Genomic DNA, 20129 nt, shown 5'->3' on the forward strand with positions numbered 1-20129 from the left:
TGAGATGAAATATCAGACCCAGAAGTCGCGATGCTGTATTTCTACGGCGCGCTGACTCTGTTCCTCGCGCAGGTCCTGTTCGGCCTCCTCGCGGGGACGATCTACGTCCTGCCCAACACGCTGTCGACACTCCTGCCGTTCAACATCGTCAGGATGATCCACACCAACGCGCTGATCGTGTGGTCGTTGATCGGCTTCATGGGCGCGACCTACTTCCTACTTCCGGAAGAGACCGAGACCGAGCTCTACAGCCCGCTGCTGGCAAAAATCCAGTTCTGGATGTTTTTTGGCGCGGCAGGTGTGGCCGTGGTCGGCTATCTCTTCCACTACCACGAGGGCCGCGAGTTCCTCGAGCAGCCCTTCATCATCAAGGTCGGCATCGTCGTCGTCTGTCTGATGTTCCTGTTCAACGTGACGATGACGGCGCTCAAGGGCCGCAAGACCACGGTCACGAATATCCTCTTGTTCGGCCTGTGGGGCGTTGCGATCTTCTTCCTGTTCGCCTTCTACAATCCAATCAATCTGGCGGTCGACAAGATGTACTGGTGGTACGTCGTCCATCTCTGGGTCGAAGGCGTCTGGGAGCTGATCATGGCCTCCGTGCTGGCCTATCTGATGATCAAGCTCAACGGCGTCGACCGCGAGGTGGTCGAGAAGTGGCTCTACGTCATCATTGGGCTGGCGCTGTTCTCCGGCATTCTCGGCACCGGCCACCACTTCTACTGGATCGGCGCGCCCGGCTATTGGCAGTGGATCGGCTCGCTGTTCTCCACGCTGGAGGTCGCCCCCTTCTTCACCATGGTGATCTTCACGGTGCAGATGACCTGGAAGGCCGGTCGCAAGCATCCGAACCGCGCAGCTCTGCTGTGGTCGGTCGGTTGCTCCGTGATGGCGTTCCTGGGCGCCGGCGTCTGGGGCTTCCTGCACACGCTGTCCTCGGTGAACTACTACACGCATGGCACGCAGGTCACCGCCGCACACGGCCATCTCGCCTTCTTCGGTGCCTATGTGATGCTGAACCTGTCGGTAATGGCCTACGCCATCCCGCAGATCAGGGGACGTGCGCCCTACAACCAGTGGCTCTCCATGGCGAGCTTCTGGATCATGTGCACCGCTATGATGGTGATGACCTTCGCGCTGACTTTCGCCGGCGTGGTCCAGGTCCATCTCCAGCGCGTGCTCGGCCAGGGCTACATGGACGTGCAGGACCAGCTCGCGATGTTCTACTGGGTCCGACTGGGCTCCGGCGTATTCGTGGCGATCTCCGCGCTGATGTTCGTGTGGGCCGTGCTGGTGCCGGGCCGCGCCAGGCAACCGGTCATCCCCGGCGCGCTGCAGCCGGCCGAGTAAATGCAAACGGCGGCCGCGGTTCGCCGCGGCCGCCTGCTTCCTGGAAAGTCCGGAGAGACATCATGAAACCCGCTCTTCACACCGTGACCTCGGCGCCCGCGCTGCCGGCCTATGTCGCAAGCGGCAACGAATGCGCGATGTTCGAGCACGCCTGGCGGCATCAGCTTCCGGTGCTGCTGAAGGGACCGACCGGCTGCGGCAAGACGCGCTTCGTCGCGCACATGGCGGCGCGGCTCGGATTGCCGCTGCACACCGTCGCCTGCCATGACGATCTCACCGCCGCAGATCTCACCGGCCGCTACCTGCTGAGGGGCGGCGACACCGTGTGGACTGACGGTCCGCTGACGCGCGCGGTGCGCGAGGGCGGCATCTGCTATCTTGACGAGGTCGTGGAAGCACGCAAGGACGTCACCGTCGTGCTGCATCCGCTCACCGACGACCGCCGCATCCTGCCGCTGGAGCGCATCGGCGAGGAGATCGCGGCGCCCAACAGCTTCATGCTCGTCGTCTCCTATAATCCCGGATACCAGACGCTGCTGAAGGCGTTGAAGCCGTCGACACGGCAGCGCTTCATTGCCATCGAATTCAGCTTCCTGCCGCCCGAGCAGGAGGTCGCCGTCGTGTCCGCCGAAAGCGGACTGTCGCCGGAGCGCGTGCGGCCGCTTGTCGGGCTGGCTGGCCGGCTGCGCGCGCTGAGGGGCCACGACCTGGAGGAGGGCGTCTCGACCCGGCTCGTCGTCTATTGCGCGACGCTGATTGCCGCAGGCACGCCGACTGCCGATGCGGTGCTCGCCGGCATGATCGAGCCGCTCACCGACGACGCCGACGTCAAGGCGGCGCTGCTCGATGTCGCGCGCGCCGTGATCGGGTGAGGCCACCGCCATGCTCGATTTCCTCGAACTGGAGGAGACGGTCGGACGGGCCTGGCACAGAATGGTCGGTGGCACCGCGAGCTATCCGGTTCATGAGGATCAGGCTGTCACGCTGACGAAAGATGAAAGGCCGGCTCGCGGTGATGTTCCGCGCGCTCGGCGGCGAGACCGGCGTGCAGATCGCGAGCGCAGGGGCCCGAAAGTCCGCTCACCGGCTCGGCTGGCGACAGCGCATCGGCCTCGGCGACGAGCGCCTCGAGCAGCCGGGCCGCGACGCTGCGACCATCTTCCTTCCCGGCCGCATCGCGATCTTTTCCGATCGTGCGCTGAATGCATCGCTCTATCGCTGGCTTGCGGCATGGTTCGCGGCTGCGCCGGTCGAAGCGATCGCGGAGGCGGATCCGCTCAGGCGCGATCTCCTAATGCTGCGTCGCGCCAGCGAGACGGCGGTCTGGGTGCTCGCGCAATTCCCGGGGCTTGTCGCCGATTACGCGCAGCTAGCTGCGGCCACCGCCGAGGTTCGGACTCAGCGCCCTCTGCCGCGCGTCGAGCGCGAGGTGGAACAGATCGTCCTGGCCTTGCTTGGAACTGGAAAGGCGCCCGCAGGCCAGCTGTGGCCGGCGATGATGGGGACGGGCCCGCTCCCGGACAAGGCGCCGCCGGGCTATCGTTCGATCCTGCCGTGCCCACTCTGGGGCGATTGCTGGACCCGCGAGCTCTCGCCCGCGCATGCCGGCGAGGACGAGTGCGCGCCGGGCGCGGCATCTGCGCCGCCTGACGATCGCAGACGGTTTGCGGTGCGCGAGCGCGAGGACAATGCCAATCGTCGCGATCCCTTCGTGCTCAATCGATTCGAGAAGATCCTCGCCATGGCCGAGATGGTCAATGTCGATCGTCCTGCCGATGACAGCGAGGACGAGGATGCGCAGAAGGCGGCCGACGATCTCGAGGAGATCACGCTCAGCCGCCGCAGTGGCAAGCCCGCGAGCCAGCTCAAATTCGATCTCGACCTGCCGCCGGAAGCCCTCGATACGTCGCGCCTGAACGCGGACCTGAGCTATCCCGAATGGGACTATCGCAGCGGCTCCTATCTGCCGGATCATTGCCGCGTACTCGCGGCTGCGGCGTCCGAACAAGGTGAGAGCTGGACGGCGGATGACGCCATGCGCCGCCACATCCGCCAGGTGCGTCGCCGCTTCGAAGTCTTGCGTCCGCGTCACGAATTGATGCGCGCCCAGGCCGACGGCCACGACCTCGATCTCGACGCGCTCGTGCGCGCGCGCTGCGACCTTCGCGCCGGCAGCAGCAGTGGTCTCGATCGCATCCATGTCGCAATGCGCCCGCAGGGGCACGATCTCGCTGTCACGCTGCTCGTCGACGTCTCGCTCTCCACCGACGCCTGGGTCGACGGTTATCGCGTGCTCGATGTCGAAAAGGAGGCGCTGCTTGTGCTCGCGCACGGGCTATCGGCTTGCGGCGACCACCACAGCATCCTGACCTTCACCTCGCGCCGGCGCTCATGGGTGCGGCTTGAGACGGTCAAGGCCTTCGGCGAGCCGATGAGCGGGGCGGTGGAGCGCCGCATCGGCGCGCTCAAGCCCGGCTATTACACGCGGATCGGCGCCGCGGTGCGCCACGCCGCGGCCGAACTCGCGCGCCAGCCGCAGCGCAAGAAGCTGCTGCTCGTCGTTACCGACGGCAAGCCCAACGACGTCGATCACTATGAGGGCCGGTTCGCGGTCGAGGACACCCGGAAATCCGTGCAGGAGGCGCGCCGGCTCGGCATCGCCGCATTCGGCGTGACCGTGGACGCGACCGCACAATCCTATTTCCCGACCCTGTTCGGCCGCGGCGGCTACGCCATCGTCGGCAACATCAAGCGTTTGCCGGCGGCGCTGCCGGCGATTTACCGGCAGGTGGCGCATTGAGGCACAGGAAGTTGCCACCGAGGCCTGCCCGGCTGAGCTATTGCTCATACGATGGGTATATGATCGAATGGCCGGATGGACCAGGACCGGCCGAAACCCGATCTGATCATCTTCGACTGCGACGGCGTGCTTGTCGACAGCGAGCTGTTGAGCTGCCGCTGCCTGTCTGAAGTGCTCGCCGAATTCGGCTTCGCGCTCAGCGAGGCGCAGGCGCTCGAGCTCTTTCTCGGGCGCAGCACCAAGGCGATCGAGCAGCATTATCGCGATCTTGGACAAATCGTGCCGGATGGCTTCCTGCCGCGCTTGAAGTCGCGCGTGCTCGAGACATTTGCCGCTTCGCTGGAACCGATCCCCGGGGTGGGGGCGGTGGTGTCGGACCTGACGGTGCCGTTCTGCGTGGCCTCGTCGAGCGATATCGACCGCGTATCGCTCTCGCTTGATGTCACCGGCCTCAAGCCGCTATTCGACGGCCGCATCTACACGGCGCAGATGGTCAGGCACGGCAAGCCGGCGCCCGACCTTTTCCTCCACGCGGCCGAGAAGATGCGCATATCGCCCGCGCGCACACTCGTGATCGAGGACAGCGTCAGCGGCGTGCAGGCCGGCAAGGCGGCCGGCATGACCGTCTGGGGATTTGTCGGTGGAGGCCATTACAGCGGCCGGGACGGGCACGCTATATTGTCGGACGCCGGGGCCGATCGCGTCTTCGGGCGCATGAGCGATTTCTGGAAGGGGGCGTAAGGCCCGCATGGCCGCCGAGAACGAGAAATCAAGGCTGGACGACGCCGCGCGCGCGGGCTGGCTCTATTTCATTGCCGGTCATACCCAGGACGAGATCGCAAAGATGCTCCAGGTCTCGCGCGCGTCGGCGCAGCGGCTGGTTTCGCTGTGCCTCGCCGAGCGGCTGATCACGTTTCGACTCGAGCATCCCATCGCCGCCTGCATGGAGTTGGCGGCGCGGCTGAAGCAGCGCTTTGATCTCGTTCATTGCGAGGTGGTGCCGGCCGATCCTGCCGCACCGCAGGCCACCGCAGGCATCGCTGAACGTTGCGCCAACCTGCTCGATTCCACGCTGCGCTCGGAGACGCCGGTCATCGTCGCGCTCGGTACGGGCCGCGCGGTACGCGCCGCGGTCGAGCGCGTCACGCCGATCGATCGGCCCAACCACCAGATCGTCTCGCTGGTCGGCAACATCTCCGCCGACGGCTCGGCGAGCTTCTACGACACCGTCGGCCGGCTCGCCGACCGCACCGGCGCGCGGCACTATCCGATGCCCTTGCCGTTCCTGATGTCGTCGGAGGACGAGCGCAACAAGATGGTCCGCATCGAGCCGATCGCCAAGGTGAAGGCGGTCGCGGCCAAGGCGGACCTTCGCCTCGTCGGCATCGGCCAGATGGACCAGAAGGCGCAGGTGCATGTCGACGGCTTTGTCACGCGTGATGAATTATTCGAGATGATGCGGTTAGGTGCCATCGGCGAGATCACCGGCTGGGCCTATGATTCCAAGGGCCGCCTGCTCAAATCCGGCACCAACAAGCGCCTCACCAGCATCCCGCCGGAGGTCCCGGCCAACACCACGACGATCGGTGCGGCGGTGGGCGCCGCCAAGGTGCCAGCGATCGCGGCGGCACTGAACGGGCGGTTGATCAATGGGCTGATCACGGACGAGGCGACGGCAAGGGCGATCCTGGAGCGGTAGGGCGAGCTCGCGCGGCAGCGGGAGTCGACTCCCTCTCCCGCTTGCGGGAGAGGGCTGGGGAGAGGGTCTCTCGACTGGCCAGACTCTCCAAGAGGAGAAAACCTCACCCGCATCGCATCTTTCGATGCGGTGCGACCTCTCCCGCAAGCGGGAGAGGTGGAGAACGCCGCCACCCCTGTGCGCGACATTACAAAGCCTCCCGCACCGCAGCACTCATAAGTTGCCTGAATGCTCGCGCGCCTGCTTGACAACCGTCTTCCTTGAGCTGAACATACGCCCAACGCGTGGGCATATGCTCAAAACGCGACTCTTTAGGGAGGTCACCGTGAAACACGTCCTGGGCGCCGTCTGCGGCGCGTCTTGCCTGCTGTTGGCCATCCCCGCGATGGCCGAAACGACCCTGACCATCGCCACCGTCAACAATGGCGACATGATCCGCATGCAGGGGCTGACGGGTGAGTTCACCAAGAAGAACCCCGATATCACCGTGAAATGGGTGACGCTGGAGGAGAATGTGCTGCGCCAGCGCGTAACCACCGACATCGCCACCAAGGGCGGCCAATTCGACGTGCTGACCATTGGCACCTATGAGGTGCCGATCTGGGCCAAGAAGGGCTGGCTGGTGCCGCTCGCCAATCTCGGCGCCGATTACGACGTCGCCGACCTCTTGCCGAAGATCAAGGATGCGGTCTCCGTCGACGGCAAGCTCTACGCCGCGCCGTTCTATGGCGAGAGCTCGATGGTGATGTACCGCACCGATTTATTCGAGAAGGCCGGCCTGAAGATGCCGGAGAAACCGACCTGGGATTTCGTTATCGACGCCGCCAAGAAGCTCACGGACAAGAGTGCCGGCGTCTACGGCATTTGCCTCCGCGGCAAGGCCGGCTGGGGCGAGAACATGGCGTTCCTCTCGGCCATGGCCAATTCCTACGGCGCGCGCTGGTTCGACGAGAAGTGGGAGCCGCAGTTCAATACGCCGGAATGGAAGGCGACGCTGACCACCTACGTCAATCTCATGAAGGAAGCCGGTCCTCCCGGCGCGAGCTCCAACGGCTTCAACGAGAATCTGGCGCTGTTCAACGCCGGCAAGTGCGCGATGTGGATCGACGCCACGGTTGCGGCGTCCTTCGTCACCAACCCGAAGGATTCCAAGGTCGCCGACAAGGTCGGCTTCGCGCTCGCACCCAACACCGGGCTCGGCAAGAACGCCAACTGGCTGTGGGCCTGGAATCTCGCGATCCCCGCCGGCTCCAAGAAGACGGAAGCCGCCGAGAAGTTCATCGCCTGGGCCACGAGCAAGGACTACACCAAGCTCGTCGCGTCGAAGGAGGGTTGGGCCAACGTGCCGCCGGGCACGCGGACCTCGCTCTACCAGAACCAGGACTATCTGAAGGTCGCTCCCTTCGCCAAGCTGACGCTGGCCTCGATCGATGCCGCTGATCCGAACAAGCCGACGGTGAAGCCGGTGCCTTACGTCGGCGTACAATACGCCGCGATCCCCGAATTCCAGGGCATCGGCACGCAGGTGGGCCAGCAGTTCTCGGCCGCGCTTGCGGGATCAATGACGGTCGATGCCGCGCTGACCGCCGCGCAATCCTCAACCGAGCGCGAGATGAAGCGCGCCGGTTACATCAAGTGAACCCGAGCTCTCCCTCCTGAGCTCAAACTGGCGGCCATCCGCCGTACGGATGGATGGCCGCCTTCTTCCCCGAAAGGAGAAGCCAGGGATGGCAACCCGGCAGACGCAGTTCCTTGCGCGCTCGCTCCTGACGCCGGCCGTCGGGCTGCTGTTCATCTGGATGATCGTCCCGCTCGCGCTGACGATCTATTTCGCGACGCTGCATTACAGCCTGCTCGATCCCGGCTCGGAATCGTTCGTAGGTCTGGAAAACTTCCGCTACTTCCTCACTGATCCGGCCTTCCTTGCCTCGCTCCAGAACACCCTGGTGCTGGTCGGCTCCGTGCTGGCGCTTACCATCCTGCTCGGCATTCCCCTGGCGCTGCTGATGGACCAGCCCGTGATCGGCCGCAATTTCGTCCGGCTGATGGTGATCGCGCCGTTCTTCGTGATGCCGACGGTGAGCGCGCTGGTCTGGAAGAACCTGTTGATGCACCCGGTGTCGGGATTGTTCGCCTGGCTCGCTTCGCTGTTCGGCCTGACACCGATCGACTGGTTCAACGATATGCCGCTGTTTGCGGTGATCCTGATCGTGACGTGGCAATGGCTACCGTTCGCGACGCTGATCCTGCTCACCGCGCTGCAGTCTCTCGACGAGGAACAGAAGGAAGCTGCCGAGATGGATGGCGCGAGCGCCGTCTCGACCTTCATCTACATCACCCTGCCGCACCTCGCACGTCCCATCACGGTAGTGATCCTGATCGAGACCATCTTCCTGCTCACCGTGTTCGCCGAGATCTTCGTCACCACCGGCGGCGGGCCGGGCTTGCAGACCACCAACATCGCCTTCCTGATCTATTCGCAGGCACTGATCCAGTTCGACGTTGGCAGCGCCTCTGCAGGCGGCCTCGTCGCGGTGGTGATCGCCAACGTCGTCGCCTTCTTCCTGGTCCGCATCGTCGGCCGCAATTTGGAGGCCTGAAATGGCACGGATGGCTACGACGCGGCGGGTGGCGGTATCGACGGCGGCGGCCTGGCTGTTCGGATTTCTGATCTTCTTCCCGATCCTGTGGATGGTCCTGGCGAGCTTCAAGACCGAGCTCGAGGCATTCGCGGTACCGCCATCCTTCCTATTCTTCCACTGGACCACGGAAAACTACGCGACGGTGCAGGAGCGCAGCGACTATTTCCACCACGCGATGAACTCGATCATCATCGCCGGCGGCTCGACGCTGATTGCGCTCCTGATCGCCATTCCCGCGGCCTGGTCAATGGCGTTCTCGCCGACCAAGCGCACCAAGGACATCCTGCTCTGGATGCTTTCGACCAAGATGATGCCGCCGGTCGGTGTGTTGGTGCCCATCTACCTGATCTACAAGTTCTTCGGCCTGCTCGATTCCCGCATCGGCCTCGTCTTCATCCTGTGCCTCGGCAATTTGCCGATCGTGATCTGGATGCTGTTCACCTATTTCAAGGAGATCCCGCGCGATATCCTGGAGGCCGCGCGCATGGACGGCGCCACAATAGGCCGCGAGCTCGTCTACGTGCTGACGCCGATGGCGATCCCGGGGCTCGCCTCGACCTTGCTGCTCAATTTGATCCTGGCCTGGAACGAGGCGTTCTGGACGCTCAACCTGTCGACCTCGAACGCCGCGCCGCTCACCACCTTCATCGCTTCCTATTCGAGCCCGGAAGGGCTGTTCTGGGCAAAGCTGTCGGCGGCCTCGACGCTGGCGATCGCGCCCATTCTCGTCCTCGGTTGGTTCAGCCAGAAGCAGCTCGTGCGCGGGCTCACCTTTGGCGCGGTGAAGTAGAGGGGCTGCCGGATCATGGGTCAGATCACACTTCAGGACGTGCAGAAATCCTTCGGCCCCGTGCACATCATCAAGGGCGCCGATTTGGACATCGCCGACGGCTCCTTCGTGGTGTTCGTCGGTCCCTCCGGCTGCGGCAAGACCACGCTGCTGCGGCTGATCGCCGGGCTCGAGGACGTCTCCGGCGGCAAGATCCTGATCGACGGCAAGAACGTGGTCGACACCCCGCCGGCCAAGCGCGGGCTTTCGATGGTGTTCCAGTCCTACGCGCTCTATCCGCATATGAGCGTGCGCGGCAATATCGGTTTCGGCCTGAAGATGGCCGGCCTTGCCAAGGACGAGATCAACCGCAAGGTGGAGGCGGCGGCCGCGACGCTCAACCTCACGCCCTATCTCGACCGCAAGCCGCGCGAACTCTCCGGCGGCCAGCGCCAGCGCGTCGCGATCGGCCGCGCCATCGTGCGCGAGCCCAAGGCGTTCCTGTTCGACGAGCCCTTGTCCAATCTCGACGCGGCGCTGCGCGTGCAGATGCGCATCGAGGTGACGCGGCTGCAGAAGCAGCTCGGCACCACTGCGATCTACGTCACCCACGACCAGGTCGAGGCGATGACCATGGCCGACAAGATCGTCGTGCTCAACGGCGGCAAGATCGAGCAATATGGCTCACCACTGGAGCTCTACGAGCGGCCGGCCAACCTGTTCGTCGCCGGCTTCATCGGCTCGCCCAAGATGAATTTCGTCACCGGCGAGCTGGCCTTGCAGAAGGGGGCCGCGACGATCGGCGTCCGGCCGGAGCACCTCAAGATCGAGCGCGACGGTGCCGGCGGCTGGCAGGGCACGATCGCGGTGGCCGAGCATCTCGGCAGCGACACCTTCCTTTATGTCGATGCCGGCCCGCTCGGCATGCTGACGGCGCGCTACATCGGCGAATTGAGCCTGCATGCCGGCGACCGCGTGTCGCTGGTGCCGGATCCCGCGCGCATCCATCGCTTCGACCAGGGCGGCAACGCGCTTCGAGGCTGACAAGAAACGGCAAGAAAACGGAAAGACCACCATGTACCTGGAAAAATTCAAGCTGAACGGCAAGACCGCGTTCATCACCGGCGGCGGGCAGGGCATTGGGCTCGCCTGCGCCGAGGCGCTGGCTGAGGCCGGCGCAAAGGTCGTCATCGGTGATCGCGACAGCAAGGTCGCCGACAGCGCAAAGGCCAGCCTCAAGGCCAAGGGCTACGACATCGAGACCGCGATCATGGACGTCACCGATACCAGGCGCGTAGCGGAGGTCGCAAACGACCTCGTCGCCCGCCACGGCAAGGTCGATATCCTCGTCAACAATGCCGGCATCGCGCGCAGCGAGACCCCGGCGGAGACCGTCACCGACGAGCACTGGCTCAACGTCATCGACGTCAACCTCAACGGCACTTTCTGGTGCTGCCGCGAGTTCGGCAAGCATATGCTGAAGGCCAAGAGCGGTGCCATCGTCAATGTCGGCTCGATGTCCGGCTTCATCGTCAACAAGCCGCAGGAGCAGTGCTTCTACAACGCCTCCAAGGCCGGTGTGCACCACTTGACCAAGTCGCTGGCCGCCGAATGGGGCGCACGCGGCATCCGCGTCAATGCGGTGGCGCCGACCTATATCGAGACGCCGCTGAACGCCTTCGTGAAGAGCAACCCGAAAATGTACGACGCCTGGATCGGCGGAACCCCGATGGCCCGGATGGGGCAGGTCGAAGAGATCGCCTCCGTCGTGCTGTTCCTCTCGTCCGAGGCCGCAAGCCTGATGACCGGCAGCATCGTGCTGGTAGATGGCGGCTACACTTGCTGGTAGGCTTGCGTCAAGACTGACGAAGCGACCGGGAGCGACAATGCCGCGAGCGTATATCGGCGTCGATGTAGGGACCACGAGCACGCGGGCAGGAGTGTTTGACGAGGCGGGCACGCTGCTCGCGATGGCGCGGCACCCGATCCGGATCTGGCACGAGGCCGGCGATATCGTCGAGCAGTCGTCCCAGGACATCTGGGACGCCTGCGCGACATCGGTACGCGCGGCGATGACAGAAGCTGGCATCACGCCGGACGGCGTCGGCGGTATCGGCTTCGACGCTACCTGTTCGCTGGTTGTCCTCGATAGGCAAGGCGAGCCACTTACGGTCAGCGGCTCCGGCGACAAGCAGCGCAACGTCATCGTCTGGATGGACCATCGCGCCACCGCCGAGGCGCGGCTGATCAACGAGACCGAGGATGCCGTGCTGCGCTATGTCGGCGGCTCGATCTCGCCCGAGATGGAGATGCCGAAGCTGCTGTGGCTGAAGCGGCATCTTCGCGCGAGTTTCGACGCTGCTGGTCACTTCTTCGATCTGGCGGATTACCTGACCTGGCGCGCGACCGGCTCGCTCCAGCGCTCGACTTGCACCGTCACCTGTAAGTGGAACTACCTCGCGCATGACGGCGGCTGGAGTGCGCCGTTCTTTAAGCGCATTGGCCTGTCGGACTTCGTGGCCGAGACATATGCCCGCATCGGCACCGAGATCGTTGCCCCCGGCACGCGGCTCGGTGCAGGTCTCACCCCGGTTGCTGCGGCTGATCTCGGTCTGTCGCCGGGCATACCGGTCGGCGCGTCCCTGATCGACGCGCATGCCGGCGGCATCGGCGCGATCGGCGGCCGCGACGGCTCGGGCGGGGCGACCGACGCGTGCGATCGCCTCGCCTACATCATGGGGACTTCGGCCTGTATCATGGCGACCACGAAGGAACCGTGCTTCGTGCCCGGCGTGTGGGGGCCTTATTACTCCGGCATGGTGCCGGACTTCTGGCTCAACGAGGGCGGCCAGTCGGCCGCAGGCGCGGCGATCGATCACCTCCTCAAATCGCATCCGGGGTTCGGTGAGGCCAGCGCGGCGGCGCGCAGCGACGGCCTCGACCTCATCGACTTCCTCGAGCGCCGCATCATCGCGCGCGCAGGCGATGCCAGCCGCGCCGCGCTGCTCGCCCGTGACGTCCATGTGCTGCCTGAATTCATCGGCAACCGCTCGCCTTACGCCGATCCTGACACGCGCGCGGTGATCGTGGGCCTCGATCTCGACACCGATATCGCTTCGATGGAGCGGCTGTTCGTCGCCGGCTTGTGCGGGCTCGCCTACGGGCTTGCCGAGGTGATCGAGGCCTTTGCCGCGCACGGCGTGCGCTCCAGCATCATGATCATGGGCGGCGGTGCCAGCCGCAGCCCGCTGGTGCGGCAGATCATGGCCGATACGACCGGCCTCACGGTTGCGCTGCCGCAGACGAAAGAGCCGGTGCTGCTGGGCGCCGCGATGCTCGGCGCGGTGGCCGGCGGCGCCTATACCTCGATCGGCGAGACCATGGCAAAGATGTCGGCGCTGGGACGCAAGAGCGAGCCGACCGCGCCCGACATGGCGGCATTTCACGCCCGCAAGCGCGAGGTCTACAAGCTGCTGCGCGAGGTCGATCGCAGCAGCCGCGCGGCGATGCGCGACATCGCGAGAGGCTAAAAGACATGCTGATTGCCTGTGGCGATGCGCTGATCGATTTCGTGCCGACGCGGAACGGGGAAGGGCGCGAGGCGGTGATGCCGGCGGTTGGTGGCTCCTGCCTCAACGTCGCGATCGGCATGGCGCGGCTGGGCGTACCCACCGGCTTCGTCGGTGGCATCTCGACCGATCTGTTCGGCAGCATGATCGCAGATCATGCCGCGGCCTCGCATGTGGAGCTCAGTTTCGCCACCCGCAGCGATCACCAGACCACGCTCGCCTTCGTCCGCATCGTCGCGGGCGAGTCGCATTATGCGTTCTATGATGCCGGGACCGCGACGCGGAACTGGAGCTATCGGCGCGGATCGATTCCGTTCGATAAGGTCGAAGCCATTCATGTCGGTTCGACCACGCTGGTCAACGACCAGGGCGCGGCCGAGACGAAGGCCCTGATCGCGGACGCGCGGGCGTCGTCGACCATCTCCTTCGATCCGAACTGTCGCCCCAATCTGGTCAAGGACAAGCCGGCCTATCTCGCGCGCATGGCCGGCTTCGCTGCCAGCGCCGATCTCATCAAGATGTCGGACGTCGACTTTGCCTATCTCTTCGGGGACGAGCCATATCAACAACGCGCGAGCGCGCTGCTGGGGCAGGATACGAGCCTCGTCGTCATCACCCGCGGCAACGACGGCGCGGTCGCTTGGCACGCGCGCGCAGGGCAGATTGAGGTCGCCGCGCCAAAGGTCGAGGTGGCCGACACGATCGGGGCCGGCGACAGCTTTCAGGCTGCGCTGCTGTTCGCCTTGCACAAGCAGGGTCGCATTGCCCGGCAAACCCTAAAGGACATCAGTGCCGACGAGCTTCGCCGCGCGCTGTCCTTCGCCGCCAATTGCGCCGGCCTCACTTGCACCCGTCCGGGCGCCGATCCGCCCTGGAGCTTTGAGGTGAGTTGGAGCTTGTAGCGCGGCCTCACATCCGCGCGACGGCCTTCTCGGCGCATTTGAGGAAGGTTCCGATCAGCGGACTCTGGGAATCCCGCCGCCAACAGACTGCGATGTCGAGGGAGTCGGTGACGTCACGTAAGGGTCTGAACACGATGCCACGTGGCGCGCCGAGCTGCGCGCAGGCTGGGAGGATGGCGAGACCTTCGCCGGCCAGAACCAGGCTCATCGCCGAATGCACCGTCTCCACTCGGCTGGCGATCGGCATCACGACTTGGTGCCGACGCAACAAGGGGACGACGGCGGAGGAGGCGGGCCCATGGTCCGGATGCGGGAGCGCGATCAGGGGACGGCCCTGCAGGCGGGCCATTGGCACGGAGCTCAAACGGGCGAGTGGCGAGCGGATCGGCATGGCCAGCATGAAGGGCTGCGCACCGATCCGTGCCACCTGAATCTCAGGATGATTGATTGCCGGCATGCACAAGGCGACCGTGACGCTGCGGTCGAGCACGCGGGCCTCGCGCGTCGAGGCGCTGAGCTCGGCGAAGCCGAGGTCGACGCCGGGAACCGCGCGGCGCAGCTCGGGGATGAGCCGCGGCAGCATCGCATTTGCCAACACGAACATGTAGCCCACCGACAGCCGCCCGCGCCGTCCCGAAGCAACCGCGCGCGCGGCTTCAGCCCCGTCGGCCGCAAGGGCGAGCGCTTCGCTGGCGCGCGCCAGCAGCGCCTGACCCGCCTCGGTCAGGTCCATGCCGCGGGTGCCGCGGCGGAACAGCGGTGCGCCAATCTCGGCCTCGAGCTTGCGGATTTGGACCGAGAGCGGCGGCTGCGCCATCCGGAGCCGCTCAGCGGCCTTGCCGATGCTGCGCGCCTCGGCAACGGCGACGAAATAACGGAGCCGGCGAAGATCCATTGGCATACCGAAAACGTATGGGTTGGCGACAAAAATCGTATTGGACGGCGAGTTAACAAAACTGTCATTCTCGCTGTCAATGTCTTTGGGCCAACGACGGCCCCGCTTCGGAGCGCGATTTGACGATGAACGGCGATCCTTGTCTCTTGTCCGCAACCGAGCTGCGCGGCCTCGTCGCCGGAAAGCGGATTTCGCCGGTCGAGATCGTCCGCGCGGTGCTTGCGCGCGCCGAGGCGCTTCAGGGCGAATTGAACTGCTTCATCACGCTGTGCGGTGACGAGGCGATCGCAGCTGCGCGCGAAGCCGAGCGCAAGATGATGGCCGGCGAGCCCCTCGGCCTGCTGCACGGCATCCCCGTCAGCGTCAAGGACATCGTCAATACCAAAGGCATCAAGACCACCTTCGGCGCCGTTCCCTACAAGGACAACGTGCCGACCGAGGATGCCGTCGCCGTTGCGCGGCTGCGCGCCGAGGGCGCGATCCTGATCGGCAAGACCACGACGCCGGAATTCGGCAGCAAGTGCCTGACGGATTCGCCGTTGTTCGGCCGCACCCGCAATGCGTGGAGCGCGGAGCGTTCCTCCGGCGGCTCCAGCGGCGGCGCGGCGGTGGCGGTGGCGAGCGGTATCGCGCCACTTGCAATCGCGACCGACGGCGGCGGCTCGACGCGGATTCCGGCCGCCTGCAATGGCGTGGTCGGGCTGAAGCAGAGCAACGGCGTCGTCCCGCACAGCCAGGCGCTGGACGTGTTCGGCAACCAGACCTATGTCACGCCGACCACCCGCACCGTCGCCGACACCGCGTTGATGATGCAGGCGATGGCCGGTGAGGATTCTTGCGATCCCTGGTCGATCGGCGTCCCGGTACCGGATTTCATCGGCACCGCCGCCCCGCGCGGCGATCTGCGCGGGCAGAAGATCCTGTTCTGTGCTTCCCCGCCCGGGCGCCCGGTGTCATCGGACGTCGCGGCCAGCTTCAAGGCGAGCCTCGATCGGCTGGCGGGGCTCGGTGCCGAGCTCGAAGAGTTCTCCGGCGATGGCTTCGACATCGAGCCGATCTGGCGCGCCATCAACCACACGGTCTGGCGCACGCGCTTTGCAAAGCTCGCGGCCGAGCACAAGGACGAGTTGAGCGAGGCGTTTCTCAAGCAGCTCGCGCTCGCCACCGAGGTCAGCGGCGTCGACTATCAGGAGGCGATGTTCGCGCGCACCGCGCTGTTTCGCCGGGTGCAATCGTTGCTTGCGCGCGGGCACCTGCTGGCGATGCCGACACTGACGCGCACCGCGCTGCCGATCGACCAGGACCTGTTCGGTACCGTCGAGATCGACGGGGCGCATTTCGACAGCGTCCGCCCGCATTGGTTCCCCTGGACCATGCCGTTCAACATGACCGGGCATCCCGCCGTCAGCCTGCCCTGCGGCCTCGGCCGCGACGGCCTGCCGATCGGGCTCCAGCTCGTCGGCCGCTTCCGCGGCGACGCCGAATTGCTGCGCGTGAGCGCGCTGTTCGAGGCCTCAAGCGACCTTCTGTCCCGCTGGCCGGCTTGAGGAGATGGACATGCAGCAAAGAGCTTGCCTCCGGCGTCCAGACATGTTGATCGTGCCGCGGGTGAGCCCTGAAGCCGAGCACGCATGAGCGTCTTTGTCCTCCGACGTCTGTTGACCTTGCTGGCGACGCTGGTCGGCGCCTCGCTGATCATCTTCCTGGTGCTCGACGCGCTGCCCGGCAACGCCGCGCAGATGCTGATGGGCGCCGATGCCTCGCCGGACGCGGTCCGCGCGCTCACCGTCAAGCTCGGGCTCGACCAGCCGCTGGCGGTTCGCTATCTGCAATGGATCAAAGGCCTCCTCGTCGGCGATCTCGGCAACTCCTATGTCTACGACACGCCGGTCGCGAGCCTGATCACGGAGCGGCTGGCGCTGACCATTCCGCTCGCGATCATGGCCATGACGGTCACGGTGACGCTGGCGCTCTCCGCCGGCATCTACACCGCCGCCAACCACAACACGCTCGGCGACGTCGGCGTGATGTCGCTGACGCAAGTGGGCATCGCGCTGCCGAACTTCTGGTTCGCGATCCTTCTGGTGCTGTTGTTCTCGGTGCGGCTGCAATGGCTCTCGGCGGGCGGCTTTGCCGGCTGGGACGATGGCGTCTGGCCGGGCATCAAGTCGCTGCTGCTGCCGGCGATCTCGCTTGCGGTGGTACAGGCCGCGATCCTCGCGCGGGTCACCCGCTCGGCCGTGCTCGAGGTGCTGCGTGAGGACTTCGTCCGCACGGCGCGTGCGAAAGGGCTCGGCAAGCGCGAGGTGCTGTGGCGTCATGTGCTTCGCAACGCCATGATCCCCGTGATGACCGTGATGGGGCTGCAATTCGCCAATCTGCTCGCCGGCACCATCGTGATCGAGAACGTGTTCTACCTGCCGGGCCTCGGCCGCCTGATCTTCCAGTCGATCGCCAACCGCGACCTGATCGTGGTGCGCAACTGCGTGATGCTGCTCGCTGCCATGGTCGTCATCGTCAATTTCGTGGTCGATGTGCTCTATGCCTTCATCGATCCCCGCATCAAGGTGCACGACCTGTGAGCACGCCCCTGACCATTGACGCGCCGGTTGCAACGCGGCCGCTGCCGGCCCGGACGTTCTGGCGCCGCGCACTGCGCCATCGCAGCTTTGTGCTCGGCGGTGCACTGAGCCTGCTGGTGCTGGCCTCGGCGTTGCTGTCACTGGTGTGGACGCCGTGGTCGCCCTATGAGATCGACATCGCCTCGAAACTCCGGCCGCCGTCGGCATCGCACTGGCTCGGCACCGATTCCTTCGGTCGCGATATCGTCTCGCTGCTGCTTGCCGGCGCGCGTTCGACCATCATGGTCGGCATCATCGCGGTGAGCATCGGTCTCAGCTTCGGCGTCTGCCTCGGCCTGATCGCCTCGGCCAGGCGCGGCTGGACCGAAGAGATCATCATGCGCTTCGCCGATTTCAGCTTCGCCTTTCCGGCCGTGCTGTCTGCGATCATGCTCGCCGCCGTGGTAGGCCCGGGCATGGTGACCTCGATCGTCGCGATCGGCATCTTCCAGATCCCGACGCTGACGCGGCTGACGCGCGGTTCTGCCAACGCGATCTGGGCGCGCGAATTCGTGCTGGCCGCCCGCGCGGCGGGCAAGGGACGCTTCCGCATCACCATCGAGCACGTCCTGCCCAACATCCTCTCGATCCTGATCGTGCAGGTCACCATCCAGTTCGCGCTCGCCATTCTCGCCGAAGCCGCTTTGTCCTATCTCGGCCTCGGCACGCAGCCGCCGCAGCCGTCATGGGGCCGCATGCTGAACGATGCGCAGACGCTGCTGTTCCAGTCGCCGATGCTCGCGGTCTATCCGGGCGCTGCGATCGCCATCGCGGTGCTCGGTCTCAACCTGCTTGGTGACGGACTGCGCGACCTGCTCGATCCCAGACTGGCGCGGGAGCGGTGACGATGGCTGACCCCGCAAACATGCCGCTGATCGAGGTCGCCAATCTCGGCGTGCGCCTCAACACCAGCCGCGGGCCGGCGCAGGCCGTGCGTGGCGTCAGCTTTGCCCTCAAGCGCGGCGAGACGCTCGGGCTCGTCGGCGAGTCCGGCTGCGGCAAGTCGGTCACGGCACTCTCCCTGATGGGGCTGCTGCCGGACAGCGCGGTCGTCAGCGGCAGCATCAAGCTGGACGGCGGCGAGCTCGTCGGGCTCTCGGATGCCGATTATTGCCGCCTGCGCGGCAACCGTATCAGCATGATCTTCCAGGAGCCGATGACCGCGCTCAATCCGATGCACACGATTGGTCATCAGGTCGCCGAGCCGCTGCGGCGTCACAAGAAATACTCCGCGTCGCAGGCGCGGCGCGAGACCATCGCCTTGCTCGACCGCGTCGGGCTGCCGGATCCGGCGCGGCGCGTCGACGCCTATCCGCACCAGTTCTCCGGCGGCCAGCGCCAGCGCATCACCATCGCGATGGCGCTCGCCTGCGAGCCGGACCTATTGATCGCGGACGAGCCGACCACCGCGCTCGATGTCACCATCCAGGGCCAGATCCTCGACCTCATCGCCGATCTCGTCGAGGAGCGCGGCATGTCGATGATCCTGATCTCGCACGATCTCGGCGTCATCGCCGAGAACGTGCAGCGCATGATGGTGATGTATGGCGGCACCGTCGTCGAGAGCGGGCCGACCGACGAGGTGTTCCGGCGCATGGGGCATCCCTATACGCAGGGCCTGTTCCGCGCCCGGCCGAAGCTCGGCGCGCGCAAGGGGACGCGGCTGAAGACGATCTCGGGCACGGTGCCGGAGCTCGCCGATCTGCCGTCCGGCTGCACTTTCTCCGATCGGTGTCCGCTGGTGATCGATCGGTGCCGCGCCGCGCTGCCGCCGATGGTGGACGTCGGACCCGGCCATTTCGTGCGCTGCATCCGGACGGATGTCTCGATGGCTGAACGTGTCGGAGCGCTGACCGCATGATTGCCGCAGCCGAGCCGCTTCTCGACGTGAAGGATCTGGTGCAGCGTTACACGCTGCCGCGTGAAAGCCTGTTCCGGCCGCCGGGGCAGGTGCGCGCGCTCAATGGCGTGAACGTGCGGGTCGCCGCCGGCAAGAGCCTTGGCGTGGTCGGCGAGTCCGGATCGGGCAAGTCGACCTTCGCACGGCTGGTGATGGCATTGGAGCGGCCCACCTCGGGCCAGGTCGCGCTGCTCGGCCGCGATCTCAACCGCATCTCTGCCGACGAGCTGCGCCGTGCCAGGCGCGATTTCCAGATGGTGTTCCAGGACCCTTACGGCTCGCTCGATCCACGCCAGACCATCGCCCGCATCGTCGCCGAGCCGCTCACCGTGCTGGAGGAGGCCGATCGCACCAAATTCCGCGAACGCGTCGCCGCGGTGCTGCGCCAGGTCGGCTTGCGCGATGCGGACATGGACAAGTATCCACATGAGTTCTCAGGCGGTCAGCGCCAGCGCATCGCGATTGCGCGTGCGCTGATCACCCAGCCGAAGCTCATCGTGGCCGACGAGCCGGTCTCCGCGCTCGACGTCTCCGTGCAGGCACAGGTGCTGAACCTGATGCAGGACCTCCAGGAGCAGTTCGGCCTCAGCTACATCCTGATCAGCCATGACCTTGCCGTCGTCGACTATCTCTGCGACGAGGTCGCGGTGATGTATCTCGGCCGGATCGTCGAGCAGGGGCGGCCGGAGGATCTGTTCGAGCGCTGCGCACATCCCTACACGCGGGCGCTGCTCGATGCCGTGCCGCGGGCGCGCGCCGGTGGCGGCCGGCGGCGGCGCGGAGCCCAGGCGATCGCCTCGCAAGCGGCGGCCGCGGCCGGATGCCCCTATGTGGCGCGCTGCCCGCTTGCCGACCAGCATTGCCGCGAGGTGTCGCCTGAGCTACGCAAGGTAGGCGAGGGGCACCTTGCCGCCTGCCACAAGGCCGAAGTCGTGATGGCGTTGCCGCGGGCGGCCATGGAAGGTTAGTGTCCGGGGCAGGA

The 20129-nt window shown here is 65.8% G+C and carries 16 protein-coding genes and 2 pseudogenes; 17 read left to right on the plus strand and 1 reads right to left on the minus strand.

Annotated elements, in window-relative coordinates:
- Positions 1 to 4 precede the first annotated feature (4 nt).
- The 12 genes and pseudogenes from LRP30_RS14235 to LRP30_RS14290 all read left to right on the plus strand — a co-directional run bounded on the left by LRP30_RS14235 (position 5) and on the right by LRP30_RS14290 (position 13731).
- Positions 5 to 1350: pseudogene (locus LRP30_RS14235) on the plus strand (cbb3-type cytochrome c oxidase subunit I).
- A 62-nt stretch (positions 1351 to 1412) separates the two neighbouring features.
- Positions 1413 to 2222, plus strand: a complete 810-nt coding sequence (locus LRP30_RS14240; RefSeq protein WP_249760723.1) for a CbbQ/NirQ/NorQ/GpvN family protein — start codon at positions 1413 to 1415, stop codon at positions 2220 to 2222.
- Between the two features lie 10 nt (positions 2223 to 2232).
- Positions 2233 to 4150 (plus strand): annotated as a pseudogene (locus tag LRP30_RS14245) (VWA domain-containing protein).
- Positions 4151 to 4225: 75 nt separating this feature from the next.
- Entirely contained in the window at positions 4226 to 4891 is a 666-nt protein-coding gene (locus LRP30_RS14250) for an HAD family hydrolase (protein ID WP_249760724.1), read from the plus strand.
- A 7-nt stretch (positions 4892 to 4898) separates the two neighbouring features.
- Positions 4899 to 5849, plus strand: coding sequence for a sugar-binding domain-containing protein (locus LRP30_RS14255; RefSeq protein WP_091892384.1), 951 nt, complete (start codon positions 4899 to 4901; stop codon positions 5847 to 5849).
- 325 nt (positions 5850 to 6174) lie between these two features.
- Positions 6175 to 7488, plus strand: a complete 1314-nt coding sequence (locus LRP30_RS14260; RefSeq protein ID WP_091892386.1) for a sugar ABC transporter substrate-binding protein — start codon at positions 6175 to 6177, stop codon at positions 7486 to 7488.
- 88 nt (positions 7489 to 7576) lie between these two features.
- Positions 7577 to 8449, plus strand: a complete 873-nt coding sequence (locus LRP30_RS14265; RefSeq protein ID WP_128939143.1) for a sugar ABC transporter permease — start codon at positions 7577 to 7579, stop codon at positions 8447 to 8449.
- Position 8450: 1 nt separating this feature from the next.
- On the plus strand, positions 8451 to 9281 hold the full coding sequence (locus LRP30_RS14270) for a carbohydrate ABC transporter permease (RefSeq protein ID WP_249760725.1): 831 nt from the start codon (positions 8451 to 8453) through the stop codon (positions 9279 to 9281).
- A 15-nt stretch (positions 9282 to 9296) separates the two neighbouring features.
- Positions 9297 to 10304 (plus strand): ABC transporter ATP-binding protein, encoded by a 1008-nt coding sequence (locus LRP30_RS14275; protein ID WP_128934840.1) that lies wholly within the window; start codon positions 9297 to 9299, stop codon positions 10302 to 10304.
- A 31-nt stretch (positions 10305 to 10335) separates the two neighbouring features.
- On the plus strand, positions 10336 to 11109 hold the full coding sequence (locus LRP30_RS14280; protein ID WP_249760726.1) for an SDR family oxidoreductase: 774 nt from the start codon (positions 10336 to 10338) through the stop codon (positions 11107 to 11109).
- Between the two features lie 37 nt (positions 11110 to 11146).
- Positions 11147 to 12790, plus strand: a complete 1644-nt coding sequence (locus tag LRP30_RS14285) for an FGGY-family carbohydrate kinase (RefSeq protein WP_249760727.1) — start codon at positions 11147 to 11149, stop codon at positions 12788 to 12790.
- A 5-nt stretch (positions 12791 to 12795) separates the two neighbouring features.
- Complete coding sequence (locus LRP30_RS14290; RefSeq protein WP_128934837.1) at positions 12796 to 13731, plus strand: carbohydrate kinase; 936 nt, start codon at positions 12796 to 12798, stop codon at positions 13729 to 13731.
- A 7-nt stretch (positions 13732 to 13738) separates the two neighbouring features.
- Here the strand turns inward: LRP30_RS14290 and LRP30_RS14295 are convergent, their stop codons facing one another.
- Positions 13739 to 14626, minus strand: coding sequence for a LysR substrate-binding domain-containing protein (locus LRP30_RS14295; protein ID WP_128939147.1), 888 nt, complete (start codon positions 14624 to 14626; stop codon positions 13739 to 13741).
- A gap of 125 nt (positions 14627 to 14751) precedes the next feature.
- Between LRP30_RS14295 and LRP30_RS14300 the strand changes: the two genes are divergently transcribed.
- The 5 genes from LRP30_RS14300 (at position 14752) to LRP30_RS14320 (ending at position 20115) form a co-directional block, all read left to right on the plus strand.
- A complete protein-coding gene (locus LRP30_RS14300) occupies positions 14752 to 16173 on the plus strand; it encodes an amidase (protein ID WP_249760728.1) in 1422 nt (473 codons plus the stop codon).
- An 84-nt stretch (positions 16174 to 16257) separates the two neighbouring features.
- Positions 16258 to 17208 carry an ABC transporter permease gene (locus LRP30_RS14305; RefSeq protein ID WP_249760729.1) on the plus strand — a complete coding sequence of 317 codons (951 nt, stop codon included), beginning with the start codon at positions 16258 to 16260 and terminating at the stop codon, positions 17206 to 17208.
- Positions 17205 to 18092: an ABC transporter permease gene (locus LRP30_RS14310; protein WP_128934833.1), complete on the plus strand. Its 888-nt coding sequence runs from the start codon at positions 17205 to 17207 to the stop codon at positions 18090 to 18092. Before LRP30_RS14305 ends, LRP30_RS14310 begins: the two co-directional genes overlap by 4 nt.
- Before the next feature lie 2 nt (positions 18093 to 18094).
- Positions 18095 to 19108 (plus strand): ABC transporter ATP-binding protein, encoded by a 1014-nt coding sequence (locus tag LRP30_RS14315; protein WP_249760730.1) that lies wholly within the window; start codon positions 18095 to 18097, stop codon positions 19106 to 19108.
- Positions 19105 to 20115: an oligopeptide/dipeptide ABC transporter ATP-binding protein gene (locus LRP30_RS14320; protein ID WP_249760731.1), complete on the plus strand. Its 1011-nt coding sequence runs from the start codon at positions 19105 to 19107 to the stop codon at positions 20113 to 20115. The genes LRP30_RS14315 and LRP30_RS14320 overlap by 4 nt, the downstream gene beginning before the upstream one ends.
- Positions 20116 to 20129 lie beyond the last annotated feature (14 nt).

This window comes from Bradyrhizobium sp. C-145 (assembly GCF_023375135.1).
In the GTDB taxonomy this organism is placed as follows: Bacteria; Pseudomonadota; Alphaproteobacteria; order Rhizobiales; family Xanthobacteraceae; genus Bradyrhizobium; species Bradyrhizobium zhanjiangense.